This window comes from Pseudomonas sp. LS-2, assembly GCF_003605735.1.
Classification (GTDB): domain Bacteria; phylum Pseudomonadota; class Gammaproteobacteria; order Pseudomonadales; family Pseudomonadaceae; genus Aquipseudomonas.
In genome coordinates this window covers 245,685-271,327 of sequence record NZ_QXTJ01000016.1, presented here as the reverse complement: position 1 = coordinate 271,327, position 25,643 = coordinate 245,685, and the positions used below count along the sequence as shown (strand labels likewise).

General features: G+C 63.1%; 23 protein-coding genes and 2 pseudogenes. 5 read left to right on the top strand and 20 right to left on the bottom strand.

Going from position 1 to position 25,643, the window contains the following annotated elements; genetic code table 11:
* The first annotated feature begins 291 nt into the window (after nt 1–291).
* Nucleotides 292–510: a hypothetical protein gene (locus D3M70_RS11930; RefSeq protein ID WP_120125955.1), complete on the top strand. Its 219-nt coding sequence runs from the start codon at nt 292–294 to the stop codon at nt 508–510.
* A 77-nt stretch (nt 511–587) separates the two neighbouring features.
* Here D3M70_RS11930 and D3M70_RS11925 read toward each other — a convergent pair whose 3' ends face one another.
* The 6 genes from D3M70_RS11925 to D3M70_RS11900 all read right to left on the bottom strand — a co-directional run bounded on the left by D3M70_RS11925 (nt 588) and on the right by D3M70_RS11900 (nt 6,716).
* Complete coding sequence (locus D3M70_RS11925; RefSeq protein ID WP_120125954.1) at nt 588–1,382, bottom strand: acyl-CoA thioesterase II; 795 nt, start codon at nt 1,380–1,382, stop codon at nt 588–590.
* 99 nt (nt 1,383–1,481) lie between these two features.
* Entirely contained in the window at nt 1,482–2,252 is a 771-nt protein-coding gene (locus D3M70_RS11920; RefSeq protein WP_165869782.1) for a CHAD domain-containing protein, read from the bottom strand.
* 30 nt (nt 2,253–2,282) lie between these two features.
* On the bottom strand, nt 2,283–4,283 hold the full coding sequence (locus D3M70_RS11915; protein WP_120125952.1) for a DUF3488 and transglutaminase-like domain-containing protein: 2,001 nt from the start codon (nt 4,281–4,283) through the stop codon (nt 2,283–2,285).
* A 13-nt stretch (nt 4,284–4,296) separates the two neighbouring features.
* Nucleotides 4,297–5,250 (bottom strand): DUF58 domain-containing protein, encoded by a 954-nt coding sequence (locus tag D3M70_RS11910; RefSeq protein WP_165869778.1) that lies wholly within the window; start codon nt 5,248–5,250, stop codon nt 4,297–4,299.
* Entirely contained in the window at nt 5,250–6,167 is a 918-nt protein-coding gene (locus tag D3M70_RS11905) for a MoxR family ATPase (RefSeq protein ID WP_120125950.1), read from the bottom strand. The genes D3M70_RS11910 and D3M70_RS11905 overlap by 1 nt, the downstream gene beginning before the upstream one ends.
* Nucleotides 6,168–6,437: 270 nt before the next feature.
* Nucleotides 6,438–6,716 (bottom strand): hypothetical protein, encoded by a 279-nt coding sequence (locus D3M70_RS11900; protein WP_120125949.1) that lies wholly within the window; start codon nt 6,714–6,716, stop codon nt 6,438–6,440.
* Between the two features lie 177 nt (nt 6,717–6,893).
* Between D3M70_RS11900 and D3M70_RS11895 the strand changes: the two genes are divergently transcribed.
* Nucleotides 6,894–7,958, top strand: a complete 1,065-nt coding sequence (locus D3M70_RS11895; RefSeq protein WP_120125948.1) for a patatin-like phospholipase family protein — start codon at nt 6,894–6,896, stop codon at nt 7,956–7,958.
* 135 nt (nt 7,959–8,093) lie between these two features.
* On the opposite strand, the gene D3M70_RS11890 is transcribed toward D3M70_RS11895, so the two are convergent.
* The 6 genes from D3M70_RS11890 to kdpF all read right to left on the bottom strand — a co-directional run bounded on the left by D3M70_RS11890 (nt 8,094) and on the right by kdpF (nt 16,180).
* A complete protein-coding gene (locus tag D3M70_RS11890; protein ID WP_120125947.1) occupies nt 8,094–8,783 on the bottom strand; it encodes a response regulator in 690 nt (229 codons plus the stop codon).
* Nucleotides 8,784–8,837: 54 nt separating this feature from the next.
* The gene (locus D3M70_RS11885; protein ID WP_120125946.1) at nt 8,838–11,495 is read right to left on the bottom strand and encodes a sensor histidine kinase KdpD; all 2,658 of its coding nucleotides are present in this window, start codon (nt 11,493–11,495) and stop codon (nt 8,838–8,840) included.
* Nucleotides 11,496–11,662: 167 nt separating this feature from the next.
* Nucleotides 11,663–12,229 carry a potassium-transporting ATPase subunit KdpC gene (gene kdpC, locus D3M70_RS11880; RefSeq protein WP_165869777.1) on the bottom strand — a complete coding sequence of 189 codons (567 nt, stop codon included), beginning with the start codon at nt 12,227–12,229 and terminating at the stop codon, nt 11,663–11,665.
* Nucleotides 12,230–12,292: 63 nt separating this feature from the next.
* Nucleotides 12,293–14,368 (bottom strand): potassium-transporting ATPase subunit KdpB, encoded by a 2,076-nt coding sequence (kdpB, locus tag D3M70_RS11875; protein WP_256659820.1) that lies wholly within the window; start codon nt 14,366–14,368, stop codon nt 12,293–12,295.
* A 16-nt stretch (nt 14,369–14,384) separates the two neighbouring features.
* Complete coding sequence (gene kdpA, locus D3M70_RS11870; protein ID WP_120125943.1) at nt 14,385–16,079, bottom strand: potassium-transporting ATPase subunit KdpA; 1,695 nt, start codon at nt 16,077–16,079, stop codon at nt 14,385–14,387.
* A gap of 5 nt (nt 16,080–16,084) precedes the next feature.
* Nucleotides 16,085–16,180 (bottom strand): K(+)-transporting ATPase subunit F, encoded by a 96-nt coding sequence (gene kdpF / locus D3M70_RS11865; RefSeq protein ID WP_037009437.1) that lies wholly within the window; start codon nt 16,178–16,180, stop codon nt 16,085–16,087.
* Nucleotides 16,181–17,330: 1,150 nt separating this feature from the next.
* Between kdpF and D3M70_RS11860 the strand changes: the two genes are divergently transcribed.
* Entirely contained in the window at nt 17,331–18,083 is a 753-nt protein-coding gene (locus tag D3M70_RS11860; protein WP_120125942.1) for a response regulator, read from the top strand.
* A complete protein-coding gene (locus tag D3M70_RS11855; RefSeq protein ID WP_120125941.1) occupies nt 18,080–19,153 on the top strand; it encodes a HAMP domain-containing sensor histidine kinase in 1,074 nt (357 codons plus the stop codon). The genes D3M70_RS11860 and D3M70_RS11855 overlap by 4 nt, the downstream gene beginning before the upstream one ends.
* Nucleotides 19,154–19,219: 66 nt before the next feature.
* Here D3M70_RS11855 and D3M70_RS11850 read toward each other — a convergent pair whose 3' ends face one another.
* The 7 genes and pseudogenes from D3M70_RS11850 to D3M70_RS11820 form a co-directional block, all read right to left on the bottom strand.
* Nucleotides 19,220–20,272, bottom strand: a complete 1,053-nt coding sequence (locus D3M70_RS11850; protein WP_120125940.1) for an AI-2E family transporter — start codon at nt 20,270–20,272, stop codon at nt 19,220–19,222.
* A 101-nt stretch (nt 20,273–20,373) separates the two neighbouring features.
* Nucleotides 20,374–21,192: a DUF4892 domain-containing protein gene (locus tag D3M70_RS11845; protein ID WP_256659814.1), complete on the bottom strand. Its 819-nt coding sequence runs from the start codon at nt 21,190–21,192 to the stop codon at nt 20,374–20,376.
* Between the two features lie 147 nt (nt 21,193–21,339).
* On the bottom strand, nt 21,340–22,194 hold the full coding sequence (locus D3M70_RS11840; RefSeq protein ID WP_120125938.1) for an alpha/beta fold hydrolase: 855 nt from the start codon (nt 22,192–22,194) through the stop codon (nt 21,340–21,342).
* Entirely contained in the window at nt 22,191–23,024 is an 834-nt protein-coding gene (locus D3M70_RS11835) for an alpha/beta fold hydrolase (RefSeq protein WP_120125937.1), read from the bottom strand. The genes D3M70_RS11840 and D3M70_RS11835 overlap by 4 nt, the downstream gene beginning before the upstream one ends.
* A gap of 112 nt (nt 23,025–23,136) precedes the next feature.
* A complete protein-coding gene (locus D3M70_RS11830; protein ID WP_120125936.1) occupies nt 23,137–23,580 on the bottom strand; it encodes a hotdog fold thioesterase in 444 nt (147 codons plus the stop codon).
* A gap of 151 nt (nt 23,581–23,731) precedes the next feature.
* Nucleotides 23,732–24,190 carry a phosphohistidine phosphatase SixA gene (gene sixA / locus D3M70_RS11825; protein ID WP_120125935.1) on the bottom strand — a complete coding sequence of 153 codons (459 nt, stop codon included), beginning with the start codon at nt 24,188–24,190 and terminating at the stop codon, nt 23,732–23,734.
* Nucleotides 24,187–24,444 (bottom strand): annotated as a pseudogene (locus D3M70_RS11820) (DUF4389 domain-containing protein); the annotation flags it as partial. The gene sixA and the pseudogene D3M70_RS11820, both read right to left, overlap by 4 nt.
* Between D3M70_RS11820 and D3M70_RS34175 the strand changes: the two are divergent.
* Nucleotides 24,355–24,546 (top strand): annotated as a pseudogene (locus D3M70_RS34175) (hypothetical protein); the annotation flags it as partial. The pseudogenes D3M70_RS11820 and D3M70_RS34175 sit on opposite strands and share 90 nt — an antisense overlap.
* A 24-nt stretch (nt 24,547–24,570) precedes the next feature.
* On the opposite strand, the gene D3M70_RS11815 reads toward D3M70_RS34175, so the two are convergent.
* Entirely contained in the window at nt 24,571–25,596 is a 1,026-nt protein-coding gene (locus D3M70_RS11815) for an NAD(P)H-dependent glycerol-3-phosphate dehydrogenase (protein WP_120125933.1), read from the bottom strand.
* Nucleotides 25,597–25,643 lie beyond the last annotated feature (47 nt).

Sequence of the window (25,643 nt, the reverse complement as noted above, 5' to 3'; positions counted from 1 at the left end):
GTCCGCAGAAGCGGGAAAGTGGGTTGAGTCTGCTTTTGATTCTGGCCGCAGGCCGTGGGAGCTGGCTTGCCTGCGAATGCGGTCTTTCTGCAACTGATCAGGCCGCTGATATTCAACACTCGCCAACGAGCCGACTCCACAATCTGACTCGTGCCACCCCGCCTCCCCGATTGCTTTCTCGCATGCCGTCTATGACGCCGATAGCAAACCTCGATTCGCCGTTGTGCGATGCCGGGCCTATTCTCAACTCATCGAAAACAGTTCTTATTCAGGCTTTACGAGGTTCGCATCATGCCCAAGTTCATTTCCAACCTGCACCTTGAAGACTTCTTCTCGGCCGAAAAGTACAGCCTGTCGTCAAACCGGGTGTTGTCGTCCATGGCCTTTCCACTGTCCATCGTCTCAGGCCTGTTGTTGCTCGATGCGGCGCTGAACGCCAGCGTGACGTCTGCCGGTATCGGCATCATCGGACTGATCGCAGCACAAGCCATCAAGACCCGAGGCCAATAAGGTCTCGGGGCGAGTCCCGGATTACCACATTCCCCTCGCGCAACAGCGCTCAGCCCGAAGCATCCAGCCGGCTGCGACTATCCAAATACAGTCACCGTCTGACGACTGATCGCCACGAGTTCCCCGTTCGGCGTCCACAATCCTGCAGCAACATGCCCATACCCATCGCGCGCATGCTCGATCACCGCCCGATATTGCGTCCACTCATGGGTGGTCAACTTCGGTAACGGCTGCACAAACTCGATGGTCCAGGTCAACGAACTGCCAGGCGCCGGTTTGTTCAGGTGCGGCAACACCGCAGGCGGCCAGGTATCGGCCAACGCCAGCAAATGGGCTTCAGTCAGCCTCTCGTTTTCCACGTCCTTGAGCCGCGCATAGCCACCGATGGCCGGTGATTTTGTGTTGGTGTAAGGCAGGCCACCCAATGCCCAGCGCATGTCGATAAACCGCAGGTATTCGGGCATCACCCCCGGAATGAAGGGGAACACCGGCACGTCCTCCACCGGCTTGAACTGCGGTGCAGGCTCGGCCTGCACGGCAATCATCGACTCTCGGGCCGCACCGAAGCTGCCCTGAATCAACGTCACCGTCTCGCCGTTCTGCACGGCGCGTCCCAGCACCTGACTGACCGCCTTGCCCTCGCGCAGGATTTCCACCTCGAACGAGATCGGCACATCGATCGCAGGCGGACCGACGAAACAGATCGCCAGTGAACGCACCGGACGATCCGTCGGGACCCTGGCGCGCATGGCTTCGAACTGCAGCGCCGCCATCAGCCCGCCGAAGCAGGACCGCCCCTGAGACCAGGAAGCCGGTATGGTTACCGATTTTGGGTTGGCGCGAACGGCATCGAGTAACTCGGAAAGTTTCATGCGCACTCCACAGGGCAGGTGACCAACATCACCCGATGGTAGCGAGGCTGGAACCGCAGGACAGGGTTCATAACTGCCAATCCTGCGGCCTGATCGGGGTCACTGCGCAGGTTTTTCGCCAAAACATGCCAGCGACAGGCGCTCCAGCTGCCGGTCTGATTTCGCCTCGGCACGGTGCATGCCCAACTCCCAACCGGCAACACAGGACGCCAGATCCGAGTGATGCCTGGCCTGCTCCAGCCATTGCAGATGATCATGCCAGTCGCCCAGCGCACCTTGTGCGGCCTTGAGACGTTTCTGCATGCCTGCTGGCTGATGGCTGAGGTCGGGATAGGCTTCGGCGGCGTAACGCACGCGTTTGATCAGCAAACGCAAGCGATGCCGGTCGTGGGCTGGATCAGCCATGGCCTCGCGCAGTTTCTTCCACTGCTTGTCCATGCGTTTGCCGATACGTTTGCGCAGCTTGTTCAGCAGACCATGCCGCTGTTGGGCGCGAAGAAACGAGGGCATCTGATCGAGCACCCCCAACAGCCGGTTCAGTTCGTGAGAGGTGGCGACGTTCGGGCAGGCAGTCGCGAGGTAGCGCTCGCGTTTGTGCGCCGCTCGATCCTCGCCGTTCTCACGCAAAAACCCGGCCAGCACCTGCATGTCCCGCAACGGCGTGGTCAGATCGCCGACACCCTTGGCCGCTTCTTCGACCCGATCCAGCCCCGGCAACCCGCGCAACGGCCGCAGCACACTGCGCAAACGTCGCACCGTGGTACGCAGGTCATGCAGCGCCTCACTGTCAGTGGAGGCCACAAGCCGGGCGTGACAGGCCAGCAACTTGACGTTGAGGCCGATAATTTCGGCGACCAGATGATCGACCATGGCAGACATGGAACACTCCTCTATCCATCACTAAGACTGCTTGTCCTTCACCGCCGACAAGCGCCAGGGCAAACGGCGGCGCAGGTTTTTCAGACGTCGGCGCAGCTGCCCGACCGAACCTGAGACGCCCGCATAGCGTTGCGCCTCGAACTCCCGGGCGAATCCTTCGATCGCTTCAGCATGGGCAGGAAAGCGCTGCGCAGCGCGACGGGCGAATGCCTGCGCGCCCTCCCCCTGCTGACGCTTGAGACCATGGCGGGCCAGGAGTCGTTCGAAGGCATTGAACAGACGAAGCTGTGAGTCACTTTCCCGACGCCAGGGCTTGAACAGCCACAACGCCAACAAGCCCAGAATCGCCACCGCGCCACCGGCGAACACCGGCGTCTCAAACCCGGAGAACCAGCGCCCCAGCACCTGCAGTTGCTGCTGGCCCTGATAGCCCAATACCCAGCGCTGCCAGCCGTAGTTGAGGTTATCCCAACTCAGGCGGATCGAATTGAGCCAGGCCAGGTGTCGGTAACGCAGCGCCGACATGGGCGAGTTGGCGAGAAAATCCTCGTCGCTGGCGAGCGCCTGTTCCAGACCTTGCTCGATGCGCGCAGGTGCCACGGCGGCGGTTGGATCGACGCTGCGCCAGCCGACGCCCGGCTGCCAGTATTCGACCCACGCGTGGGCGTCGAACTGACGCACGCTGATGTAGTTGCCATCCGGGTTCAACTCGCCGCCCTGATACCCGGCCACGACCCTGGCCGGTATGCCGGCCGCCCGCAGCACGAACGTCATGGCGCCGGCGTAATGGGCGCAGAAACCGGCGCGGCTGGTGAACAGGAAGTCGTCGATGCTGTTGGGCCCCAGTTGCGGCGGCTTCAGGGTGTAGTGGAACGGCTGCTCGGTGAAATGCGAGAGCATGGCGTCGACCAGCGCATCGACCTTTGGATAGCGGCGATGCAGGTCAGCGGCCCACTCCCGCGCCTCGGGATTGCCCTTGGCTGGCAGCTGCAGGTTCTGCATGCGCCCGCCATCGCTGAGCACGGTTTCACGCACGGCGTCGGGCCAGGAATTGACCGTGTACAGCATCGACTGCTCGATGGGACGACGACGCTGCCAGCGGAAATCGCTCATCTGCCTGACCCCGGCAAGGTCGGTTTCGCCGACATCGAGGGTCATCAGCCAGGGCTTTCCGGTGGGCTCGATGACGATGCTGTAGCTGAGCTTTTCGCCTTCCCTGCGCCAGTCCGGAGCATCCGGGACCTGTGCCCGCGAGGACTGCGACCAGCGCCTGCCATCGAACTGCTCCAGGGTCAGACCGCGCCAATACTGTTGATTGCGCGGCGGCACCTGGCCCTCGAAGCTGGCACGAAACACCAGGGCGGCGGACTTACTCAAATCGGCGATGTCGCCCGGCGCCATGCTATCGGACAACCCGGTCAAGGCCTTGTTGCTGGGCTGCGGCAGCGACCAGAGCGGGTCCAGACGCGGAAAGAACAGGAACAGCAGCAGCATCAGCGGCACCGCCTGCACCAACAGCTTGGCGGCCAGTCTGAGGCTGCTCGCCGGCTTGCTGGAAAGACTGGACTGTTGCAGGCCGATCAGCCCGGCCAGCAAGGTCGCGATGGGCAGCAGCGTGAACAGCCCCCACAGCAGCGCGTCTTCGAACAGATAGCCGACCGCGACGCAGAAGAAGCCAAGAAAGATCAGCACCAGCGCATCGCGCCGGGTCTGCATTTCCAGCATCTTGAGAATGAACGCGGCAATCAGCAGCGCGGCGCCGGCGTCGAGCCCTACCAGGCTGCCCCGGGCCAGAAAGATCCCGCCGGCGGTGCCCACCAGCAGACCGGATTTGACCCAGGTGCCTGGCATGCGCACGCGCATGCGGAAGATCTGAATGCGCCAGAACGTGCACACCAGCCACAACACGATCAACGACACGGGGATGTGCAAGGCGAAGGGCACGATGACCAGTGCCTGAGCGATGAGCAGCCAGTTCAGGCTGACGCGAGGAATTGGCTGGGCAAGATTGGCCGATGTCATGGCAGCCTCGCGCTCATGCCCGCACCCCGTAGAGCGCCAGCTGCCGAAGACAGGCTTCGCGATGAGCGTCACCGCTGTCCACCGCCGACAGAAAACCCGGCAGACGCAAGGCGAACGGTTGTTGGCGCTGGGACAGTTCCAGCACCCAATAACACAAGCGCGACAGGCGCTCTTCGATGTCGCCGCCCAAGGCCATGAAATCCAGACACAGGTCATGGCCGCTCAGGTCGGTGAACTCCTTGACCATCAGGCCCTGACCGCGAGACCAGGCTTTCCAGTGCATGCGCCGCAGCGAGTCGCCGGGCTGCCACAGGCGCAGGCCCTGATAATCGTCGACGCCCTGCCCCTGCGTCGCCTGTCCGTCATCCTCGGCGTGAGGTTGTACCCCTTGCAGCAACGGCATGCTGCCCGGCACCGGGCGCGGGTAAATCAAGACGGTCTGCTCCAGGTCCAGCCAGCTCCAGGCGCGGAAGATCCCCAGCGGAAACACACTTTCGACCCGCAGACGCGGCGCCCGTAACCAGCCACGGTGGGCAGCCGGCAACGTCAAGGCGACCTCCACCTGACGTTCCGGGTCGACGTCGGCCTGCTCCAGTTGCTCGCTGTCCCAGCCCAGCGCGATGGCCTGATGGCCGTGGGCGGCGCTCTCCAGCCGCAGGCGCAACTGCACCGGTTCGCCGACGAACACCGAGCGGGCGTTGCTGGCGCTGAGAATCAGGCCGCTGAAATTGCGGTAGGTGTGCAGGATCGCGAGAATCCCCACCGAGAGCATGAGAAAGGTCAGCCCGTAGGCAAGGCTGTTCTGATAATTGATCGAGACCAGCAGCAGCAGGAACAGCACGAGCGCGTAGGTGCCGCCGACCCGTGTCGGCAGAATGAAGATTCGTCGGTGATCCAGCTCGATCCGCGATGCCGGGGGGATACGGCGTCCCACCCAGCGCTGCCAGACCGGTTTGAACTGTGGCATCAAAGCACCGGCACCTCACGCAGCAGCCATTGAACCAACGCCCCGCCGCCATGCCCGGTGGGATCGGTGCGCTCGCGCAGGCGATGACCGATCACCGAAGGCAGAATCGCCTGAACGTCTTCAGGTATCACGTAATCACGTCCGATCACCAAGGCCCAGGCTCGCGCCGCCGACAGAATCGCCAGACTGGCACGAGGCGACAGACCGTAGGCGAATTGCGGCTGGCTGCGCGTGGCGTCCACCAGTCTCAACACATAGTCGACCAAGGCATCGCTGGCCCGGACCCGGCGCGCTTCTTCCTGCATCGCGGCCAGTTCAGTGTGGTCCAGAATTGGCTCGATGCGGGGCAATAACTCACGGCGCGATTCACCCAGCAGCAGGGCCTTTTCGGCCGACCGTGCCGGGTAACCCAGCGACAGGCGCATCAGAAAGCGGTCCAGTTGCGACTCGGGCAAGGCAAAGGTGCCGCCCTGACTGAAGGGGTTCTGGGTGGCAATGACAAAAAACGGATCGGGCAGCAGGCGCGTTGCACCTTCGATGGTGACCTGCCCTTCTTCCATCGCTTCTAGCAGCGCGCTCTGGCTTTTCGGGGTGGCGCGGTTGATCTCATCCGCGAGTACCAGTTCGGCGAAGATCGGCCCCGGATGAAAGGTGAACTGCCCGGTTTCCCGGTCGAAGATCGAGGTGCCCAGGATGTCGCCCGGCAGCAGATCGGAGGTGAATTGAATGCGCTGAAAGCTCAGTCCCAGGACCCGCGCCAGGGTATGACTGAGGGTGGTCTTGCCCATGCCGGGCAAATCTTCGATCAGCAGATGACCGCCGCCCAGCAGACAGGTCATGGCCAGACGAACCTGAGGCTCCTTGCCCAGCACCACTTCATTGATCGCGTTGAGACACGCATCCAGTTTTCTGCCCATTGGAAAGCCTCCCCAGGCGACTGCTCTTGGCTATTAGGACTGCAGAAAATGCCAGACGTGCAGCCACTTTAAAGTCAGCGTAGGCCTTTTCGCCAGAGCAGATAGAGGGAATCAGGAGGATTTGTTGCGGGAGGGTGAAGCAGTGAGGCGAAGCGCAAGAATTCAAGGCTGCAACATCGTCTGTAGCAGCACGGCTTGCCGGCGGTGGGGTCTGCACACTCGCCACCGCTGGCAAGCCGGACTGCTACAGGTCTTTTCAATCAAGCACTTTTATCGACCCGCGCGAGACTCGCGGATATAGAAACGGGCTTTCTCGGCTTTCTCGGAACAACCTTCGAAGGCTTCGAACTGTTGCTGGGTCTTGGCGCCGGTCAGCAGCGACAGGGCCTTGGAATAGCTGACGGTGCCGGCGAACCCTTCTGCCTTGGCCAGATCCAGCTCATGCCAGGCCGCATCGAGGTTGGTGGCGCACGCGTCGCGATAGGCGGTTTTACCCGCACAGCCTGTGAGAACGAGGGCAAGCAAAGGCAGGCAGATCCAGGCTTTCATTCAGTGTTACCTCAACAGTGGAAATCGAGAATGCGGCTTTGACGGTGCGGCGATGCAAAAGTGCCACGACCCGGCGTCGCAGAGTATCTGTTTTATGTCGCAAGGGTTATACAAACACCAGATGATTACCGCCAGCCTAGGGCGTAGGGTAGAACCATTGCCACGGGGAGCCTTTAGATGAAGAAACGAATTGCGCTGGTGTTGGGTTCCGGGGGTGCCAGGGGGTACGCGCACATTGGCGTGATCGAGGAACTAGAGCGGCGCGGTTACGACATCGCCTGTATCGCCGGGTGTTCGATGGGGGCCGTGGTCGGTGGCATTTACGCGGCCGGAAAACTGCCGCAATACAAGGCCTGGATCGAGAGCCTTGATTATCTGGATGTGCTGCGACTGGTGGATGTGAGTTTCCGGCTTGGGGCGATTCGCGGGGAGAAAGTCTTCGGTCAGATTCGCGAGATCGTCGGCGAGGTCAACATCGAGGATCTGCGAATCCCCTACACCGCCGTCGCCACCGACCTGACCAACCAGCAGGAAATCTGGTTTCAGGAGGGCAACCTGCATTCGGCCATGCGCGCCTCGGCAGCGATTCCCAGCCTGTTCACCCCGGTGGTACAGGGCAATCGCACGCTGGTGGACGGCGGTCTGTTGAACCCTTTGCCGATTGTGCCGGTGGTTTCAAGCCACTGCGACCTGATCGTCGCGGTCAACCTCAACTCCACCAACCAGAAGCACTATCAGCTACCGGTGATCGAGCGTCCGCCAGCGGTGAAAAAACGCTTCGACAGCCTGATCAGCTCCATCGGCTCGCACCTGCCCTTTCGGCGCAAGCTGGACGTGGCCGGCGACGATGTGCTGCGTCTGGCACAGGACAGCCTCAAGACCACCGCCGCGACCCTCCCGAACAGCCCGTGGCTGGGCAGCCATGACACGGACTCAGCCGATCCCCAGGGCCAGCAACCCTGCGCCGCCCCTCAGGAACCCGGTGCGCCCAAGTCCGCCAGCGGTTCGATCATCGTCGACAACGTGGGACCTGCGTCCCTGCTGGACCTGATCAACCAGAGTTTCGAGGTGATGCAGACGTCATTGGCGCAGTACAAGATTGCCGGGTATCCGCCGGACATTTTGATCAACGTGCCCAAACGCGTGTGCCGTTTTTTCGAGTTCTACAAGGCGCCGGAACTGATCGCCCTGGGACGGGAGATCGCACGGGACACGCTGGACCGGTACGAGCGCGAGCATTGAGGGGAACAACGAGAAAACGTGGGGGAGCCGGCTGGCTGGCGAATGCAGGGTGCCAGGCGACTCATGCATGACTGACACACCGCCCTCGACAGCAAGCCGGTTCCCGCAGGAATCCAGGCTTGCCGTGGATTGGCGTCATGACTGCGCCAACCGATACCCGACCCCCGCCTCGGTCACGATGAACCGTGGCGCCGCGGGGTCATCCGCCAGTTTCTGCCGCAGATGACCGACCACGATGCGCAGGTAATGGGTGTCTTCCACATGGGTCGGGCCCCAGATGTCCTTGAGCAGTTGCTGCTGAGTGATGACCCGCCCCGGATGCCGCGCCAGTTGCGCCAGCACCGCGTATTCCTTGCGGGTCAGCGCGACCTCGACGCCGTCCAGCGACACCCGTCGATAGGCCAGGTCCACGGTCAACGGCCCGATCACCAGCGCCGCATCGGTGTGCCCCGTGTCCGACGTCTGACGCAGCAAGGCACGAATGCGCGCCAGAAACTCCTGAATGCCGAACGGCTTGGTCACGTAGTCGTTCGCCCCGGCATCCAGCGCACGCACCTTCTCACCCTCGCTGGCGCGAACCGACAGCACCAGCACCGGCACCGCCGACCACTCGCGCAACTGACTCAGGACATTCTGGCCGTCCATGTCCGGCAACCCGAGGTCGAGCACCAACAGATCGGGCTTGTTCAACGCCGCCTGGCTCAAGCCCTCGCTGCCGGTCCCGGCTTCCAGCACTTTGTAGCCTTGTGACGCGAGGCTGATGCGCAGAAACTTGCGGATCTGCGGTTCATCATCGATCACCAGAATGGTTGCGGTCTGGCTCATGGCAGTCTCATGACAAAGGGTTCTCGAAAAGCGCGAGCGTAGCGCAAAGTCCACTCAAACCGCCTGCTCCATTTCCGCCTGCGGCTGCGCCTGCAACGGCAGGTGCAGACTGATGCAGGTCCCGCGCCCCTCGATACCGTCGCCCACGGTGATCCGTCCGCCATGGGCGCCGACCATCCCCTGACAGATCGCCAGGCCCAGCCCCGTTCCCTGCCCGCCACGATCCCCCCTCGCAGCGGTGTAGAACATGTCGAAAATCTTGGCCCGCTCAGCCTCGGGAATCCCCGGGCCTTCGTCGCTGACCGCAAAGACCAGCTCCTCGTCGGTGGCGTGTACGTGCATCTGCAACCGCCCGTGAACCGGCGAGAAGCGCGCCGCGTTTTCCACCACGTTGATCAGGGCCTGTTCGATCAGCGCCGCATGCACGTAGAGCAATGGCAGATCGACCGGCAGATCAGTGCTGACCTGCAACGGCGCCAGCACCGCACGCAGACGATTCAAGGTGCTGCCGACGATATCGCCGGGGGACACCCAGTCCCGCGCCAGCTTCAACGCGCCGTGCCCCAGCCGGGTCATGTCCAGCAGGTTCTGGATGTAGCGGTCCAGACGTTCAGCCTCGTCGCGGGTGCCTTCCAGCAATTCCTGCCGGTCATGCAGGGGAATCGCCTCGCCGAGCGCCAGCAGGCTGTCGATGCTGCCACGCATGGCCGTCAGCGGCGTGCGCAGGTCATGGGAAACCGACGCCAGCAGGGCGCTGCGCAGTTGCTCGGTTTCGCCGTGCAGACGCGCCGCTTCCAGGTCTTCGGCCAGTCGGGCCCGGGCCAGCGCCTGACCCAGCGGCTGACTCAGCGCCGTCAGCAAGCGCCGACGTTGAGCGCTGAAACTCTGCCCTTCACGCGCCTTGACACCCAGGAGGGCCATGGGCGCATCGTCGACCCATAACGGCAGCCACCACCAGTGGCCCGACGGCAACGTCCCGGTGCTTTTGCCCGCCGCCTGCCCGTGTTGCCAGGCCCAGTCTGCGGCCGCCCGTTCGAACTCGGAGAACTCGAGCGCGCCGCCGACTTCAACTATCCAGCCTTGCTGAGCATCGTGATCGAGGACGCAGATCTGCAACTCGCTCCAGCCCGCCAGATGGTGTTCGGCGGCACTGAGCACAGCCTGGCGATCGGTGGCGGCGGTGAGGCGTCTGGACAGGTCGAGCAGTTCGCTGGTTTCTTCCTGAGTATCGCGCAACGCCTGCAACTGGCGACGCTGACGCGCCGCAAGATTGCCGGTCAACGCTGCCATCATCAGGAAGAACAGCAAGGTGAGCACATCTTCTTCGCGCTGAATGCTCAAAGAAAAATTCGGCGGGATGAACAGAAAGTCATAGGCCAGAAACGACAGCACAGAACAGACCATCGCCGGGCCGACGCTGCTGCGCACGGCCACCAGCAACACGGCGGCAAGGAACACCAGCGAAATGTTGGGCAGCGCCAGAAAGCTCGACACTGCCCACGCCAGCGCACTGGCACAGACGGTCGCCAGCACCGCCAAGAGGTAATCGAACCACCGAAAAGCGCGAGGCGTGGTCGAACGCGGTTGATCGGCGCGCGCCTCGCTGTCGAGCACATTGATTTCAAGGCCATGGGCATTGCGCAGCAGCCGCGCCGCCAGCCCGCCTCCGAACAGGCGACGACGCAACGACCGCTCGGACTGGCCGACCAGCACCAGACTGGCACGACGCTCGGCGGCGTGTTGAATCAGCGTCTTCGCCACTTCCGGGGCCCGCAGCACGACGACCTCGCCACCCAGCCGTTCGGCCAGTTGCTGGGCATTCTGCAAGCGGGTGCGCGCCAGTTCGTCGAAGAACCGGCCATTGTCGACATGCACCAGACTCCACGGCAGATGCCGACGTTGGGCGACACGGCTGGCGTGACGCACCAGACGTTCAGCCTGAGCATCGCCGTCGATCCCGACCAGCAACCGGCCGCGCACGGCGGGCGCGGCCTGCCCCAATTGCCGATACCCCAGCGCCAGATCGTTATCCACCTGAGCGGCAGCGGTCTGCATAGCCATTTCCCGCAGCGCGGTCAGGTTGGTCTGCGTGAAGAACGCATCGATGGCGGCCCTCGCCTGTTCCGGTACGTAGACCTTGCCATCGCGAAGCCGCTCCAGCAGCTCCCGGGGGGGCAAATCGATCAGCACCAGTTCGTAGGCCTCCTGCAACACCCAGTCAGGCAGGGTCTCGCGCACTTGCACCCCAGTGATGCCGCGCACCTGATCGTTGAGGCTTTCCAGGTGCTGAACGTTGACCGTGGTGTAGACGTCGATACCTGCCGCGAGCAGTTCCTGAATGTCTTGCCAGCGTTTGGCGTGACGGCTGCCCGGCGCGTTGCTGTGGGCGAGTTCGTCCACCAGCACCAGCTTCGGTTTCGCCACGAGCAAAGCGTCGAGGTCCATTTCTTCGAGCGTCACGCCCCGGTATTCGGAGCGCAGCATGGGCAGTTGCGGCAAGCCGCCGAGCAAGGCTTCGGTTTCGGCGCGGCCATGGGTTTCGACCACACCGACCAGCAGCGAAACGCCCTGGCGCATTTGCGTGTGTGCCGCCTGCAACATGGCGAAGGTCTTGCCCACGCCGGGGGCAGCGCCGAGAAACACCTTCAACCGACCACGGTCGTCCCGGGGCAGATGGGCCAGCAGAGCGTCGGCGCGGCTGTTTGGGTTCACGATGGTTGTCCTTGGGTATTGATTACGTTTGAGCCCTGCTGCAATTCCTGTAGGAGCGCGCTTGCCCGCGATCGCGCTCTGTCAGTGGCCGGTTAGCAGCCTGACACAACCCAATCGCGGGCAAGCGCGCTCCTACAGAGCCCCGTGGAACTCGGTTACGGAGTACTTCAGTTCACCTGTTTGCCAGACGGCAACGCATCCAGACTCTGGTTCAACGCCAACACGTTCACCACCGGCGGCCCGATCAACGGGCTGTAGGTGTTAGCCACCACCAGACCCTGCACCGTCTCACGCGGCAGATGACGCGCCGCGGCGATCCGTGCGACTTGATACTGCGCCGCTGCCGGCGACAGGTGCGGGTCCAGTCCGCTGCCGGAGGTGGTCAGCAGATTCAACGGCACAGGCCCCTGATTATCGACCTTCTCCTTGAGCGCATCATCACCGATACGTGTGGCGAGCGCCGGATTGCTCGGCGACAGATTACTCGCACCGCTGGCGACCGTGGCAAACGCACCGGCCGAAGGGCGTGGATGAAACCACTTCTCGCCGGTAAACGCTTGCGCAATCAATTCGGACCCTCGCACTTTTTCCTGATCGTCATACACCAGACTGCCATTGGCCTGCACGGGAAACGCCACTTGCGCAACGCCCGTCACCACCAGCGGATACGCCACGCCGGTAATCAGGGTCATCAGAACGATCAGGCTCATGGCCGGACGCAATACACTGGACATCATTCAATCCTCAATCAAGGTAGGCGCAGCGAACACGCGTGGGTTCGCTGCGCAGGCAGTGCGTTAAACCAGGTGCAGCGCGGTCAGCAGCATGTCGATCAGCTTGATGCCCACGAACGGCACGACGATGCCGCCCAGGCCGTAGATCAACAGATTGCGCCGCAGCAGGTGCGCGGCGCTGGCGGCCTGAACCCGCACGCCGCGCAATGCCAGCGGGATCAGCACCACGATGATCAACGCGTTGAAGACGATGGCCGACACAATCGCGCTCTGCGGGCTGGCCAGGTGCATGACGTTGAGCACCCCCAGTTGCGGGTAGATCGCGGCGAACAGCGCCGGCAAGATCGCAAAGTATTTGGCGACGTCGTTGGCAATCGAAAAGGTCGTCAGCGCGCCTCGGGTGACCAGCAGTTCCTTGCCGATCTGCACCACGTCCAGCAGCTTGGTCGGATCGCTGTCCAGGTCGACCATGTTCGCCGCTTCGCGGGCCGCTTGCGTGCCATCGTTCATCGCCATGCCGACGTCCGCCTGGGCCAGCGCCGGGGCGTCGTTTGCACCGTCGCCACACATCGCCACCAATCGACCGTCGTTCTGCTCCTGCCGAATCCGCGCAAGCTTCCTTTCTGGCGTGGCTTCGGCGAGCACGTCATCGACGCCGGCTTCGGCGGCAATCGCTGCGGCGGTCAAGGGGTTGTCGCCGGTGACCATGACCGTACGAATGCCCAGTTTGCGCAGTTCCTCGAAACGCTCGCGAATCCCCGGCTTGACCACGTCCTTGAGGTGAATCGCGCCGAGCAGCTTGTTGTCGACGCTCACCAGCAATGGCGTGCCCCCGGTCTTGGCGATCTTGTCGATTTCGCGAGACAGGGTCAGTGGCAGGTCACTGCGATCGCGGCCGATGAACTTCAGCAGCGAATCCACCGCGCCCTTGCGATAAACGTGACCGTCAAAGTCGACGCCGGAGAGCCGTGTTTCAGCGCTGAACGGCACGGCGGTCAGCCGGCTGGGTGCAGGCTCGTTGATCGGGTGCAGCCCACGCAGGTATTCAACGATGGATTTGCCCTCGGCGGTGTCATCGGCCAGCGACGCCAGCAATGTGCCCTCGCCCAGCTCTTTGGCGCTGACGCCCGACGCCGCGTAGACCGCTGCGCAGCGACGGTTGCCGAAGGTGATGGTGCCGGTCTTGTCCAGCAGCAACACGTGCACATCGCCCGCGGCTTCCACGGCACGACCGGACTTGGCGATGACGTTCAGACGCACCAGACGGTCCATCCCGGCAATGCCGATGGCCGAGAGCAGGCCGCCAATGGTGGTCGGGATCAGCGTCACCAGCAGCGCCACCAGAAACACCAGCGGCAGGTTGCCGCCGGCGAAGTGGGCGAAGGGTTGCAGCGTCACGACCACCAGCAGAAAGATCAGAGTCAAACCGATCAGCAGGATGTCCAGCGCCACTTCGTTGGGGGTTTTCTGGCGTTTGGCGCCTTCGACCAAGGCGATCATGCGATCCAGCGTCGACTCGCCAGGGTTGGCGCTGATGCGCACCAGCAACCAGTCGGAAACCAGCCGGGTATTGCCGGTCACCGCCGAGCGGTCGCCGCCTGACTCGCGAATCACCGGCGCGGACTCACCGGTGATGGCTGCTTCGTTGACTGCCGCGATGCCTTCGATGACCTCGCCGTCGCCGGGAATCAACTCCCCCGCTTCTACCCGCACCACATCGCCCTTGCGCAACGCGCTGGCGTTGACCGTCACGAAGCCGCCGGTCGCGCCTTTGAGGCGGGCCTTCAATCCTTCGGTGCCGGCCTTGAGGCTGTCGGCCCGCGCCTTGCCACGTCCTTCGGCCAAGGCTTCGGCGAAGTTGGCGAACAGCACGGTGAACCACAGCCAGACAGCGATCTGCACGGCCACCAACGTCGGCACCGCGGGGTCGGGGATCAGACACAGCACAGTGGTGAGGATCGCGGTCAACTCCACCACCAGCATCACCGGCGCACGTTGTAACTGACGCGGGTCAAGCTTGACGAACGCCTGGATCAGCGCCGGCCGCCACAGTGCGGCGAAACCGGTTTTTGCAGATTCAGGCACCACGGCCGGTTCGACGGTGTGGGTAACGGCTTTCTTTGTAACGGGTGCAGGCATGTTCATGATTCGCTCCTCAGAAACCCAGGCTCAGATGTTCGGCAATCGGCCCCATAGCCAGGGTCGGCAGGAAGGTCAGGCCGCCCACCAGCAGGATGGTCACGGTCAACAGCGTGACGAACAGCGGGCCGTGGGTCGGGAAACTGTTCAGGCCCAGCGGTGAGGTCTTCTTCGCCGCCAGACTGCCCGCCAGCGCCAGCACCGGCAGGATGTAGCCGAAGCGACCGATGAACATCGCCAGACTCATCATCAGGTTGTGAAAGGTGGTGTTGGCGCTGAAACCGCCGAACGCCGAACCGTTGTTGGCGGTGGCGGAGGTGTAGGCGTACAGCAACTGACTGAAACCATGAGCGCCGGGGTTGCTGACCGCGCCGGCAGGACCGGGCAACGACGCCGCCAGGGCTCCGAGAACCAGCACGCCGACCGGCATCACGATCAGTGTCGCCACCAGCAGTTTCACTTCGCGGGCCTGCAGCTTCTTGCCGAGATATTCCGGAGTGCGGCCGATCATCAGCCCGGCCAGAAACACGGCGATCAAGACGTTGAGCAGCATGCCGTACAAGCCTGCGCCGACACCGCCGAAGATCACTTCACCAACCATCATGTTGGCCAGCGCGACCATGCCGCTCAGCGGGTTCAGGCTGTCGTGCATGCCGTTGACCGAGCCGTTGGACGCTGCCGTGGTCGCCGTCGCCCACAATACTGTCGCGGTCGTGCCGAAGCGGGTTTCCTTGCCTTCCATGGGCGCGGCCTGCTCCACCGACGCCATGTTCAGCGCCGGGTTGGGCTGATACTCGGCCCACAGCGCGGTGGCGCCGCCGATCAGGAACAGCACGAACATGCAGGCGACGATGGCGCGGCTCTGACGCATGTCCTTGACGTAGTGACCGAAGGTAAACACCAGCGCCACCGGGATCAGGATGATCGAGACTAGCTCGAACAGGTTGCTCCAGGCAGTCGGGTTTTCGAAGGGGTGCGCCGAGTTGACGCCGAAGAAGCCGCCGCCGTTGGTGCCCAGTTGCTTGATCGCGATCTGGCTCGCGGCCGGGCCCAGAGGAATGGTCTGGTCAGTGCCTTGCAGAGTGAGGGCGTCAACATAATGAGCAAACGTCTGCGGCACGCCCTGCCACACCAGAAACAGCGCCAGCACGATGCACAACGGCAGCAGGCCGTAGAGCGTCGCCCGGGTCATGTCCGCCCAGAAGTTGCCCAGGTGCTGCGTCGAGCGACGGCCAATCCCGCGACAGAACGCGATCAGCACTGCGATACCGGTCGCGGCACTGACGAAGTTCTGCACCGTCAGTCCGGCCATCTGGCTCAGATAACTGAGGGAGGCTTCGCCGCTGTAACTCTGCCAGTTGGTGTTGGTGACGAAACTGATCGCAGTGTTGAACGCCAACGACCACTCCATCCCCGGCAGGCCTTGCGGATTGAGCGGCAACGCGCCCTGAAACAGCAGGATTGCGAACAACAGCACGAACCCCGCCAGATTGAACGCCAGCAGGGCGAATGTGTAAGTTTTCCAGTTGTGTTCGACCTTGGGATCGACACCCGCCAGCCGATAACAGACACGCTCGACCGGCCCCATGACGGGGGTCAGGAAGGTGCGCTCGCCCTCCATCACCTTGTAATAGAAGCGGCCCAGAAACGGCGCGGGCAGCAGAACCAGCGCGAAGAAGGCCAGAATCAGCAGATAGTCATAGCTGTGCATGGCCGTCACTCCTCGACCCGGCCGGCGCGCAACAGCGCCACCAGCAAGTACACGAACAACCCTGCCGCCAACAGCAGTGACACCCCATCCAGAACGCTCATGAAAAACTCTCCGTCATACGGCGACTGCCGTGTGCCGGAATTGTCCTCACTGAGGGTGTAAAGGAACGAGATCGAGAGGTCGGGCCGGGCATAAAGAAAGCGTAAAGACTGGCGGGTCTGTTGGGCCGCGGGGTGTAAAGAGCGGGTTTATGGGGAGGGTGGGTTTTGTATGCAGATTCATTTGTGGCGGCGCTGGTACTGGCCCTGGCTAACGCCAGACCTGTTTCGCCTTCGGCGAGTTACTTGATAAGACCCCAAGTAACCAAGGGTCTAGCGCTCCCTGTCCGGCCCGACTTCGTCGGGTTCCCTCGACTCCGGCATTGCTCCGAGGGCACGCCGCCGACCGGCCATCCCTGGCCGAACGGCGGCTAGCGCGACATCCATGTCGCGCTGCCCCCTACGCAACGCCTGCGCTCGGCCTGCCAAAGTCGCAATTTGCGTCGTCTGGTATTCCGCGCGCTTAGAAGCAAGATCTAAAGCGAACGCAGCTCTTCGTCGTGACCTGATCCCTGTGACCTCCGGCGTCTCCCACAGTGATTGGTGTCCAACGCTAATCTCGGCTCCACACACGCCCTGTAGCAGTCCGGCTCGCCGGCGGTGTCGTACGGAAGATGGCCGCCGCCGGCAAGCCGGACTGCTACAGGTTCGGTGGCCGTCGTTGCCGTTGCCGTTGCCGTTGCCGTTGCCGTTGCCGTTGCCGTTGCCGTTGATCTTGATCTTGATCTCCGTACGCAATAGCCCAGACACCACAAATCGCGACCTGGGTGCAGGCTGAACGCAGGCGGCGCGCAGTGGGCCGAGCGGCATGGATGCCGCGAGAGCGCCGTCAGGACATGGATGTCCGTTCGGCGCGGGCCCACGGAGCGTCGCCGGAGTGAGGGTACCTCGACGAAGTCGAGGCCAAACCGGGAGCCAGGACACTTGGTTACTTGGTGTCTTTTCAAGTAACTCGCCGAAGGCGAAACAGGCCTGGCGTTAGCCAGCCCCCGTCTGACCCCAACAATCACATGTACACTTCTCGATACATTCAGGACAATCCACCGACACCCGCCCCCCTTACCCTTCCGCCCCGCTCGCCTGCGCAGTAGCATGGCAGCGTCGTTCCTTACCAGCGGCCCATCCCGTGGCAGCATCACATGGCGGCAGCAACATGCACCCAACCCCAGACACCAACACCGCCACGCCCCAGACTGACGAGCGTCGCTGGACCACCCGCGCACTGATCGTCGACGACGACGTCCCGATCCGCGAACTGCTGTGCGACTACCTGGCCCGCTTCAACATCCAGAGCACCGGCGTCACCGACGGCAATGCCATGCGCGAAGCCCTGGCCGCAGAAACCTACGACGTCGTGGTGCTGGACCTTATGCTCCCCGGCGAAGACGGCCTGTCCCTGTGCCGCTGGCTGCGCAGCACCTCCGACATCCCGATCCTGATGCTCACCGCCCGGTGCGAACCCACTGACCGCATCATTGGCCTGGAACTGGGCGCCGACGACTACATGGCCAAGCCTTTCGAGCCACGGGAACTGGTGGCACGCATTCAGACCATCCTGCGCCGCGTGCGCGATGACCGCACAGAAGAACGCACCACCCTGCGCTTCGACAACTGGCGCCTGAACAGCGTACTGCGCCAGCTCACCGCGCCCGACGGCCTGGTCGTGCCGCTCTCGAATGCCGAATTCCGCCTGCTGCGCGTGTTCCTCGAACGCCCGCGCCGCGTGCTCAACCGCGAACAATTGCTCGACGCCGCACGCGGCCGCTCCATCGAAGCCTTCGACCGCAGCATCGACCTGCTGGTCTCGCGCCTGCGCCAGAAACTGGGTGACGATCCGAAGTCCCCGCAACTGATCAAGACCGTACGTGGCGAAGGCTATATGTTCGACGCCAGGGACATTGGTTGATCCGCTCGGCCGATACACTGTTCGCCCGGCTGTTCGGGGGTGCACTGCTGGCAATCGTTCTGGCTCACCTGCTGGCGTTCGCCTGGTTTCATTATTACGGGCCGAAGATGCCGCCCCCGCCGCACTATGAGGCGCGACAAGCAGCGCCGGCCGGCCAGCAAGAAAGCCCCTCGACGCTCGAAGCTCTGCGCCCGCCGCCTCCGCCCCCCGGTCGCCCGCCGTTCTTCGGCATTCCGCTGATTCCCCTGTTCTTCCAGTTGATCACGCTGGTCATCGCCGCCTGGTTCGGTGCCAAAGCCCTGAGCCGACCGATCCAGCGGATGAGCACCGCCGCCGAACGCCTCAGTGAAAACCTCGACAGCCCCCCTCTGTTACTCGACGGGCCCCGCGAGGCCCGTCAGGCCGCGGCCACCTTCAACCTGATGCAAGAACGCATCCGCGATCAGGTGCAACAAAGGGGCCGCATGCTCGCAGCCGTCTCCCACGACCTGCGCACGCCGCTGGCCCGCCTCAAGTTGCGCGTCGAGCAGATCGAAGAACCCAGGCTGCACGGGCAGATGACTCAGGACCTCAACGACATGATCGCCATGCTCGACGCGACCCTGACCTACCTGAACGAACAACGGACCAGCGAAGCGCTGCAATATTTCGACGTGCAGGCCCTGATCGAATCCTTGACCGAAAACGCGCAGGACAATGGCGATGATGTTCAGGCCATCGGTACGTGCAGGCCGCTCCGGGCCCAGCCCATGGCGCTGCGTTCCTGCCTGCACAACCTGATCGACAATGCCTTGCGTTATGCCGGACACGCGCGGGTGGTGATCGAGGACGCCAGCGATCGGCTCAAAGTGTCGGTTGTCGACAACGGCCCCGGTATTGCGGCCAACCTGCGCGAAGCCGTGTTCGAGCCTTTTTATCGTGTCGAAGGCTCGCGCAATCGCAACTCTGGCGGCGTGGGCATCGGCATGACCATCGCCCGCGAAGCCGCCCGACGCATGGGCGGCGATCTGCGGCTGGAAGATACGCCCGGCGGCGGCCTCACCGCAGTCCTGGATCTGCCGCGCATTTGAATCGGCTTTGCGCTGACCTACCCTGCCGCCGCCCCGCCGGGCGGCGTTCTGGTCAATGGCGGCGGTTTATTTCGGCAACTGCCGCGCCCGGCTGTCCCCGACCCAATCGAGCAGAAGGCTGTAGGCGACTGCGAGCAATGTCGGGCCGATGAACAGGCCGATGAAACCGAACGCCAGCAGCCCGCCAAACACCCCCAGCAGCACAATCACCAACGGCAGATTGCCGCCGCGACTGATCAGGTAAGGTTTGAGCACGTTGTCGACGCCACTGACGACGAACGTGCCCCACAACCCGAGAAAGATCGCCATCCCGTACTCCCCTCTCCAGGCCAGCCAGGCCGTGGCGGGAATCCAGATCAGCGGCGGGCCCATGGGCACCAGACTCAGCAAAAAGGTGCCGATGCCCAGCACCAGTGCGCCGGGAACACCGGCAATCAGGAAACCGATCAGCGCCAGCACCGCCTGCGCAGCGGCCGTCCCGATCACCCCGTTGACCACCCGTTGCACGGTGCCGGCCACCAGATCCAGGTAATACGGCGCCCGATCGCCAATCAGCCGCTCCAGCAGACTGAGCACGAAGGCCGCCAGCCGCGGGCCGTCGCGGTAGAAGAAAAATACGAAGACAATACTCAGCGTCAGTTCCAGGATGCCGCCGCCGATTTGCGCACTACGCGCCAGCAGCCAGTTGCCGACCTGACCCAGATACGGCTTGAGGGTGGCGAGCATCGCCGCGCCCTGTTCATCGATGGTGGTCCAGTAACCCACCAGACGCTCGCCCACCAGCGGAATGCTGCCCAGCCAGGTGGGCGGGTCAGGCAACCCGTCGACCTGCACGTCCTTGATGAACACCGTGGCATCGCGCACATGGTCGGCGAGGTTGAACCCCAGCCAGACCAGAGGCGCGGCGACCAGCAACATCCAGCCGAGGGTCAGAATGCCCGCGGCCAGCGATTCCCGCCCCTTGAGCGCGCGTGTCAGCAACCGCATCAACGGCCAGCTGGCGAATGCCAGAACCGCCCCCCAGAACAGCGCCGACCAGAACGGCGCCATGACCCAGAGACAGGCACCGAGCAACGCCAGCAGAAGAATCTGCACCAACAGGCGATCGTTATTGAGCATGGGTCATTCCATAGAAGAGGAGTCCAGAAACCGGAGCATAACGGCGAACGTCGTCGCTCGCCGCATTTGCTGAGGGAAACGCCCGCGATAGAGCGTTTTTTTCAACGAATGAGTTCGATGATCAGGCCTTGGGTTTCCTTGTTTCCGGCTTCCAGTCGCGCTGCTCGCACGCCCTTGGCGGTCAACGCCTCACGCCACACTTCGCTCTGCGGACCGGAAAGCGTGACGCGCAAGGTGCTGTCCAGATTCAGGCCCCGAGACAGCAAAGTGATCCATGGCTCGGCAGGTGCGCCGTTGAGCATCGGCAAGTCCAGATCGCCGCTGGTTTTGAGCTCGCGCAGCAAGGTCGCAGAGGTCGGCAACACCTCACCCAGCGGCGCACTCGCCTGAAACTGCTCGACATGCAGATAAGCGCGGCGATTGCCCCGTGTGATGCTGTACAGCGCCACCAGCGTATCGTTGCTCGGCGCGGCAAGGCGCAACAGCAGATACGCCTGCCCGCTGTCCGCGCCATACAGCCTGGAATTGCCGAACACCTCGTTGGCCCACAGGCTGCTTTCGCCGCAATCGCGGGCCTGACACCAGAACAGCAACTGCGCATTCTGTTTTTGCAACGCTTCACGGGCAGCGGTGAACGCCTCGTCAGCGGAGCGCTCGGGTGCAAGCTCATAGGTCACGGAGGTCGCCGTGCCTCGGGAGGAGACCTGACTCTCAAAGCGCAACTGCCCGCTGATCTTGCGAATCGACCCCATGGGGAAGATACGTTCCAGCTCTGCGGCTGGCCGGTAATCGACGATTTCCGAGTCACTCGGTCGTGGCAGATTGGCGAAGTCCTGGCTGCCGGCAACGTCGGCTGCATGACTCATGGCGCCATAACCAGAAAGGCACAGCGCAAGGCCCAGAGCACGGGAAAAACGCATGGGTGCTCTCATCGAATGAACATCGGGGGGCAAACAAATGCCGCACGGTCGTGCGGCTCGGAAGGTGAAAGGGTCGGGCGTGGGCAGTGGTCCATCGTGCAGTCTCCTGTTTCAACTCGCCCAGCCTCGACAGTTGCGATGCGCAAGTCAAGAAACGGCGAAGAACCGATTGAAACAGTCTGCAACAGCGCGTGCGCCCGCCTCGTCATTAAGATGCAGATGGTGCCCGCCGGGCAGTGCAGTGACCTCAAACGGCACACTGCTCAGCAGCTCTTTGTTCTGCGCCAGCATGCCCTCCTGCGCCACCACCAGGTGGGCGGGACAGCGAATGGCGTTGACGAAGGACAACGCCTGCGCCCGGGTCAACCGGGTCGCCGACGCCAGGGTCAGACGGCTGTCGCTGCGCCAGGTGTATCCACCGGGCACCGGCATCAGTCCGCGCTGAGCGAGCAACTCGGCGGCCTCTCGACTGACCGCCACCACCCCCTTCATTCGCGCCTCGACCGCACGATCCATCTCCTGATAAACCGGTTTGCGTTTGCTCGATTGCATCAGTTGCGCCTGCAAGGCTGCGCCCATGCGTTCGGCAGCACCTACAGGTTCGCCAAGCGGCGGAATCAGGCCGTCGATCAAGGCCAGACGCTCGATGCGCTCGGGCAAGGCGCCGGCGATGATGACCGATACGATGGCGCCGAGGGAGTGCCCCAGCAGGGAGAACCTTTCCCAGCCCATCTGCTGCGCCACTTGCAATACGTCGTGGGCGTAGTCGGGCAGGCCGTATCCGGCTCCGGGTGGGCGGTGATCGGAATGACCGTGCCCGGCCATGTCCAGCGCCAGAATCCGCAAGCCCTGGAGCTTGGGCGCCAGGCGAGCGAAGCTGTTCGCATTGTCCAGCCAGCCATGCAGCGCAATCACTGGCTGCCCGTCCTGTGGCCCGAACAGATGCGCCGCCAGTTCGATATGCGGCAGGCTCAGACGAACTTCTTCGACGGAACAGCTCATGCGCGGGCTCGCCGGCGTGACCGGTCGTCGTTGGCGCTCTGGCCGCGAGCGGACCAGCGGGAGAACAGGTTCTTGAGCATCTGCGCGGTATCCTCGGGGTGTTCTAGCGGAAACATATGCCCGCCCGGCACAGAAAGATACTCGCCTTCGCGCATGCTTTTCACCGACATCGCGTGATGGCGTCGCACGACGTCGCTGTGCTCGCCGCGCACCATCGCCAGCGGCACCCGCAGATGGCGGGCCATGCCGGGGCTGGTGTGGGGCACGCTGCGGTAGATGCTGATCTCGGTGGCCGGGTCGAAACGCAGGCGCAGTTGCTCGCCATCCGCTTGCAAGCCGTGCAGCAGATAGGCCTCGAAGCACTCGGGATCGAAACGGCGAAACAGGTGTTTGCCGGCGAAATACTGCCGGGCAGCCTGCAGATCACTGAACACTTCGCGCCGCCCCAGCGTGCGCCCGGCCGGGGTGATGCGATCGATGAAACCAAAGCGTTTGGCCGCACGGATCATCCATTGATCGAAGCGGGTCAGCACCGGCGAATCGAGCATGACCACACCACGATACAACTCCGGATGACGCAAGGCGGCGTGATAATGCAGGACACCGCCGAGCGAATGCCCCACACCCCACACCGGCTGCTCCTGCTCACGCAGATGGTGAACCAGCTCATCGACCAGATTCGGCCAGTTGTCAGTTACGGGGAAACGCGGATCGTGAGCGTGCTGCTCCAGATGAGTCACCTGAAACTCATCCCCGAGTGCTGCAAACAATTTGCCGTAGGTGGCGGAAGGAAAGCCATTGGCGTGAGCGAAAAACACGGGTTGGGTCATGCCGGCGCATCCAGAGAACCTTGAACAGGCTGCAATTGTGCGCACCGGCGCTGCAACGCGGCAATGACCGGAACTGCCATCGATGATGACACTCCGGTCATGCCGGACCCGGTCAGCGCGACGGTGGCTGTTCACCCAGTGGGACGACCGCGACGGTCAGGCGCGAAATGCAGCTGGCCTTGCCTTCATCGCTGGTCAGGCGGATGTCCCAGACGTGGGTCGTGCGGCCGATATGCACGGGATGCGCCACCGCAGTCACACGTCCGCTGCGCAGGCCACGCAAGTGGTTGGCGTTGATTTCGAGCCCCACGCAGAAGTATTTGCTGCTGTCGATGACCAGGTAGCTCGCCGACGAACCCACGGTTTCCGCCAATACCACTGACGCGCCGCCATGCAACAGGCCGTAAGGTTGATGGGTGCGATGGTCGACCACCATGCTGGCGGTCAGGGATTGCTCATCGAAAGCCTCGAAACGGATATCCAGCAACTCGCCGATGGTGTTCTTCTGCATGGCGTTGAGGGCATCGAGGTCAGGGGGTTGGCGCCATAGACTCATGTTTTTTTCCTTGTTATCGAAGACATAGCATCAGAATCGCAGCGGGACTGTAGGAGCCGACTTGGTAGCGAAAGCTGGGGCAGTAACGAATGAATCGCCTGACACAACCCGTTCGCCGGCAAGCCGGCTCTACAAGGAATACGAACGCGGGTCAGCCGGGATGGCGGACCTTGATCAGCTCCATCGCCCCTGCCAGCGGGAAATCCGCCTCCAGCTCCGCGAGACTGGCGGTGTGCATCGGCTCTGCCTGCTGCAGACTGCCATGCACCGCCAGACCGATCAGCGAACCCACCAATGGCTGATGGCTGACCACCAGCACATTGTCCGAAGCGTACAGATCGAGGTTATCGAGGACCTTGCGCGGATCGCTGTCCGGCGTCAGCCAGGGCACGGTCACCACCGCTTCCGAAAACCCCAGGGCCTGAGGAACCAGTTCGGCGGTCTGCTGCGCACGCACGTAAGGGCTGGCGATGATCCAGCGCAACGGCTGGCCCATGAGGGTGGCGGCGCTGCTCAGCACTTCTGCGCGGCCGTTGTCGGTCAGCTCCCGCTCAGCGTCCGCGCGCGCGCGGTTCTGGGCCTCGCCGTGGCGCAGAATCCACAATTTCATAGCTTCGGTTCCTCATCACGCACGGGGTGCGGGGCGGCTGGAACGGTATGCGGCGCTTCGCCCTCGGGTGGACGCGGGGTCGGCCAGTCGGCGAACGGCCAGGGCTTCTGATCGGTATGAAAGGTGCCGAAACGGCCGATCTGCGCGAAATACTGACTCAGGCTGTCACCGAACGACATCAGACTCAGGCTTGGCGCGCCATAGAACAGGCGATACGCCAGTTGCACCAGTACCACGACGGCCAGCACGGTGACCGCAACCTGCCAGACCACCACGAACACCACCATCCACAGGACGCGCAGCAGAACCGATTCGTGTTGCTTGAATTTGGACTCGTTCAAGAGCTTCTCCATTGAACTTGGAAATCAGGGGGCATTGAATCAGTTGAAACCACTGATCGAGATGAAATCGACGTCGGTCTTGGGCTCGGCGCGCATCAGCAGCTCGATGACCTGCTCCAGCGTGCGCCCCTCGAACAGGATTGCGTGCAGCCCGGCGACCAGCGGCATGTAGACCTGCAATTCCTGAGCCTTGGCCTTGAGCACTTTCAGCGTATTGACCCCTTCGGCCACTTCGCCCAGCCGGGTGACTGCCTCATCCAGACTCAACCCCTGTCCCAGCGCGAAGCCAACCTGATAATTGCGGCTCTTGGGCGAGGAGCAGGTCACGATCAGGTCGCCGACGCCGGCAAGGCCCAGAAAGGTCATCGGATTGGCGCCCTGACTGACGGCAAACCGGGTCATCTCGGCGAGCGCTCGAGTGATCAGCATGCTCTTGGTGTTCTCGCCCATGCCCAATGCCACAGCCATCCCGGCGATGATGGCGTAGACGTTTTTCAAGGCACCGCCCAGTTCGACGCCAAAACGGTCGGCACTGGCGTAGACGCGGAACGTGCGACCGTGCAGCGCAGCCTGAACCTGCTGACAGAGGTCTTCGTCTTCACTGGCGACCACCGTCGCGGTCAAGGCATGCTCGGCGATCTCGCGAGCCAGGTTGGGCCCGGACAGCACGCCGATACGAGCGTTCGGGGCGATGTCTTCGAGGATTTCACTCATCAGCTTGAACGTCTGCGCCTCGATGCCCTTGGTCAGACTGACCAGCATCTTGCCGGTCAGCAGCTCGACATGGGGCGTCAGAACGCTACGCAAGGCGCTGGACGGAAGGGCCACGAACACCAACTGGCTGTCTGCCAGCGTGCTTTGCAGGTCGGTCACGGGTTCGACCCCGTCGAGCACCTTGATGCCTTTGAGATAGCGCGGGTTCTCGCGGTTGACGCGAATCGCCTCGGCCTGCTCGGGGTCACGCATCCATTGCCGCACCCGGTGACCGTTCTCGGCCAGCAGGTTGGCCACCGCCGTTCCGAAGCTGCCGCCACCCAGCACTGCGATTGGTTGCTGTCGGGTCATAAAACAATCCATCTAGAGCCATCAGATCTGGCGATGGCAGCATTATA

What these genes read in the sequence shown, in the direction of transcription:
- D3M70_RS11900 (WP_120125949.1), bottom strand. Translation starts at nt 6,716, where the DNA reads ATGAAAGCCTGGATCTGCCTGCCTTTGCTTGCCCTCGTTCTCACAGGC.
- D3M70_RS11835 (WP_120125937.1), bottom strand. Translation starts at nt 23,024, where the DNA reads ATGACCCAACCCGTGTTTTTCGCTCACGCCAATGGCTTTCCTTCCGCC.
- D3M70_RS11915 (WP_120125952.1), bottom strand. Translation starts at nt 4,283, where the DNA reads ATGACATCGGCCAATCTTGCCCAGCCAATTCCTCGCGTCAGCCTGAAC.
- D3M70_RS11850 (WP_120125940.1), bottom strand. Translation starts at nt 20,272, where the DNA reads ATGCTCAATAACGATCGCCTGTTGGTGCAGATTCTTCTGCTGGCGTTG.
- D3M70_RS11845 (WP_256659814.1), bottom strand. Translation starts at nt 21,192, where the DNA reads ATGCGTTTTTCCCGTGCTCTGGGCCTTGCGCTGTGCCTTTCTGGTTAT.
- sixA (WP_120125935.1), bottom strand. Translation starts at nt 24,190, where the DNA reads ATGAAATTGTGGATTCTGCGCCACGGCGAGGCCCAGAACCGCGCGCGC.
- D3M70_RS11830 (WP_120125936.1), bottom strand. Translation starts at nt 23,580, where the DNA reads ATGAGTCTATGGCGCCAACCCCCTGACCTCGATGCCCTCAACGCCATG.
- kdpB (WP_256659820.1), bottom strand. Translation starts at nt 14,368, where the DNA reads ATGCCTGCACCCGTTACAAAGAAAGCCGTTACCCACACCGTCGAACCG.
- kdpF (WP_037009437.1), bottom strand. Translation starts at nt 16,180, where the DNA reads ATGAGCGTTCTGGATGGGGTGTCACTGCTGTTGGCGGCAGGGTTGTTC.
- D3M70_RS11895 (WP_120125948.1), top strand. Translation starts at nt 6,894, where the DNA reads ATGAAGAAACGAATTGCGCTGGTGTTGGGTTCCGGGGGTGCCAGGGGG.
- D3M70_RS11920 (WP_165869782.1), bottom strand. Translation starts at nt 2,252, where the DNA reads ATGGTCGATCATCTGGTCGCCGAAATTATCGGCCTCAACGTCAAGTTG.
- D3M70_RS11860 (WP_120125942.1), top strand. Translation starts at nt 17,331, where the DNA reads ATGCACCCAACCCCAGACACCAACACCGCCACGCCCCAGACTGACGAG.
- D3M70_RS11925 (WP_120125954.1), bottom strand. Translation starts at nt 1,382, where the DNA reads ATGAAACTTTCCGAGTTACTCGATGCCGTTCGCGCCAACCCAAAATCG.
- D3M70_RS11930 (WP_120125955.1), top strand. Translation starts at nt 292, where the DNA reads ATGCCCAAGTTCATTTCCAACCTGCACCTTGAAGACTTCTTCTCGGCC.
- D3M70_RS11815 (WP_120125933.1), bottom strand. Translation starts at nt 25,596, where the DNA reads ATGACCCGACAGCAACCAATCGCAGTGCTGGGTGGCGGCAGCTTCGGA.
- D3M70_RS11910 (WP_165869778.1), bottom strand. Translation starts at nt 5,250, where the DNA reads ATGCCACAGTTCAAACCGGTCTGGCAGCGCTGGGTGGGACGCCGTATC.
- kdpA (WP_120125943.1), bottom strand. Translation starts at nt 16,079, where the DNA reads ATGCACAGCTATGACTATCTGCTGATTCTGGCCTTCTTCGCGCTGGTT.
- D3M70_RS11890 (WP_120125947.1), bottom strand. Translation starts at nt 8,783, where the DNA reads ATGAGCCAGACCGCAACCATTCTGGTGATCGATGATGAACCGCAGATC.
- kdpC (WP_165869777.1), bottom strand. Translation starts at nt 12,229, where the DNA reads ATGTCCAGTGTATTGCGTCCGGCCATGAGCCTGATCGTTCTGATGACC.
- D3M70_RS11905 (WP_120125950.1), bottom strand. Translation starts at nt 6,167, where the DNA reads ATGGGCAGAAAACTGGATGCGTGTCTCAACGCGATCAATGAAGTGGTG.
- D3M70_RS11840 (WP_120125938.1), bottom strand. Translation starts at nt 22,194, where the DNA reads ATGAGCTGTTCCGTCGAAGAAGTTCGTCTGAGCCTGCCGCATATCGAA.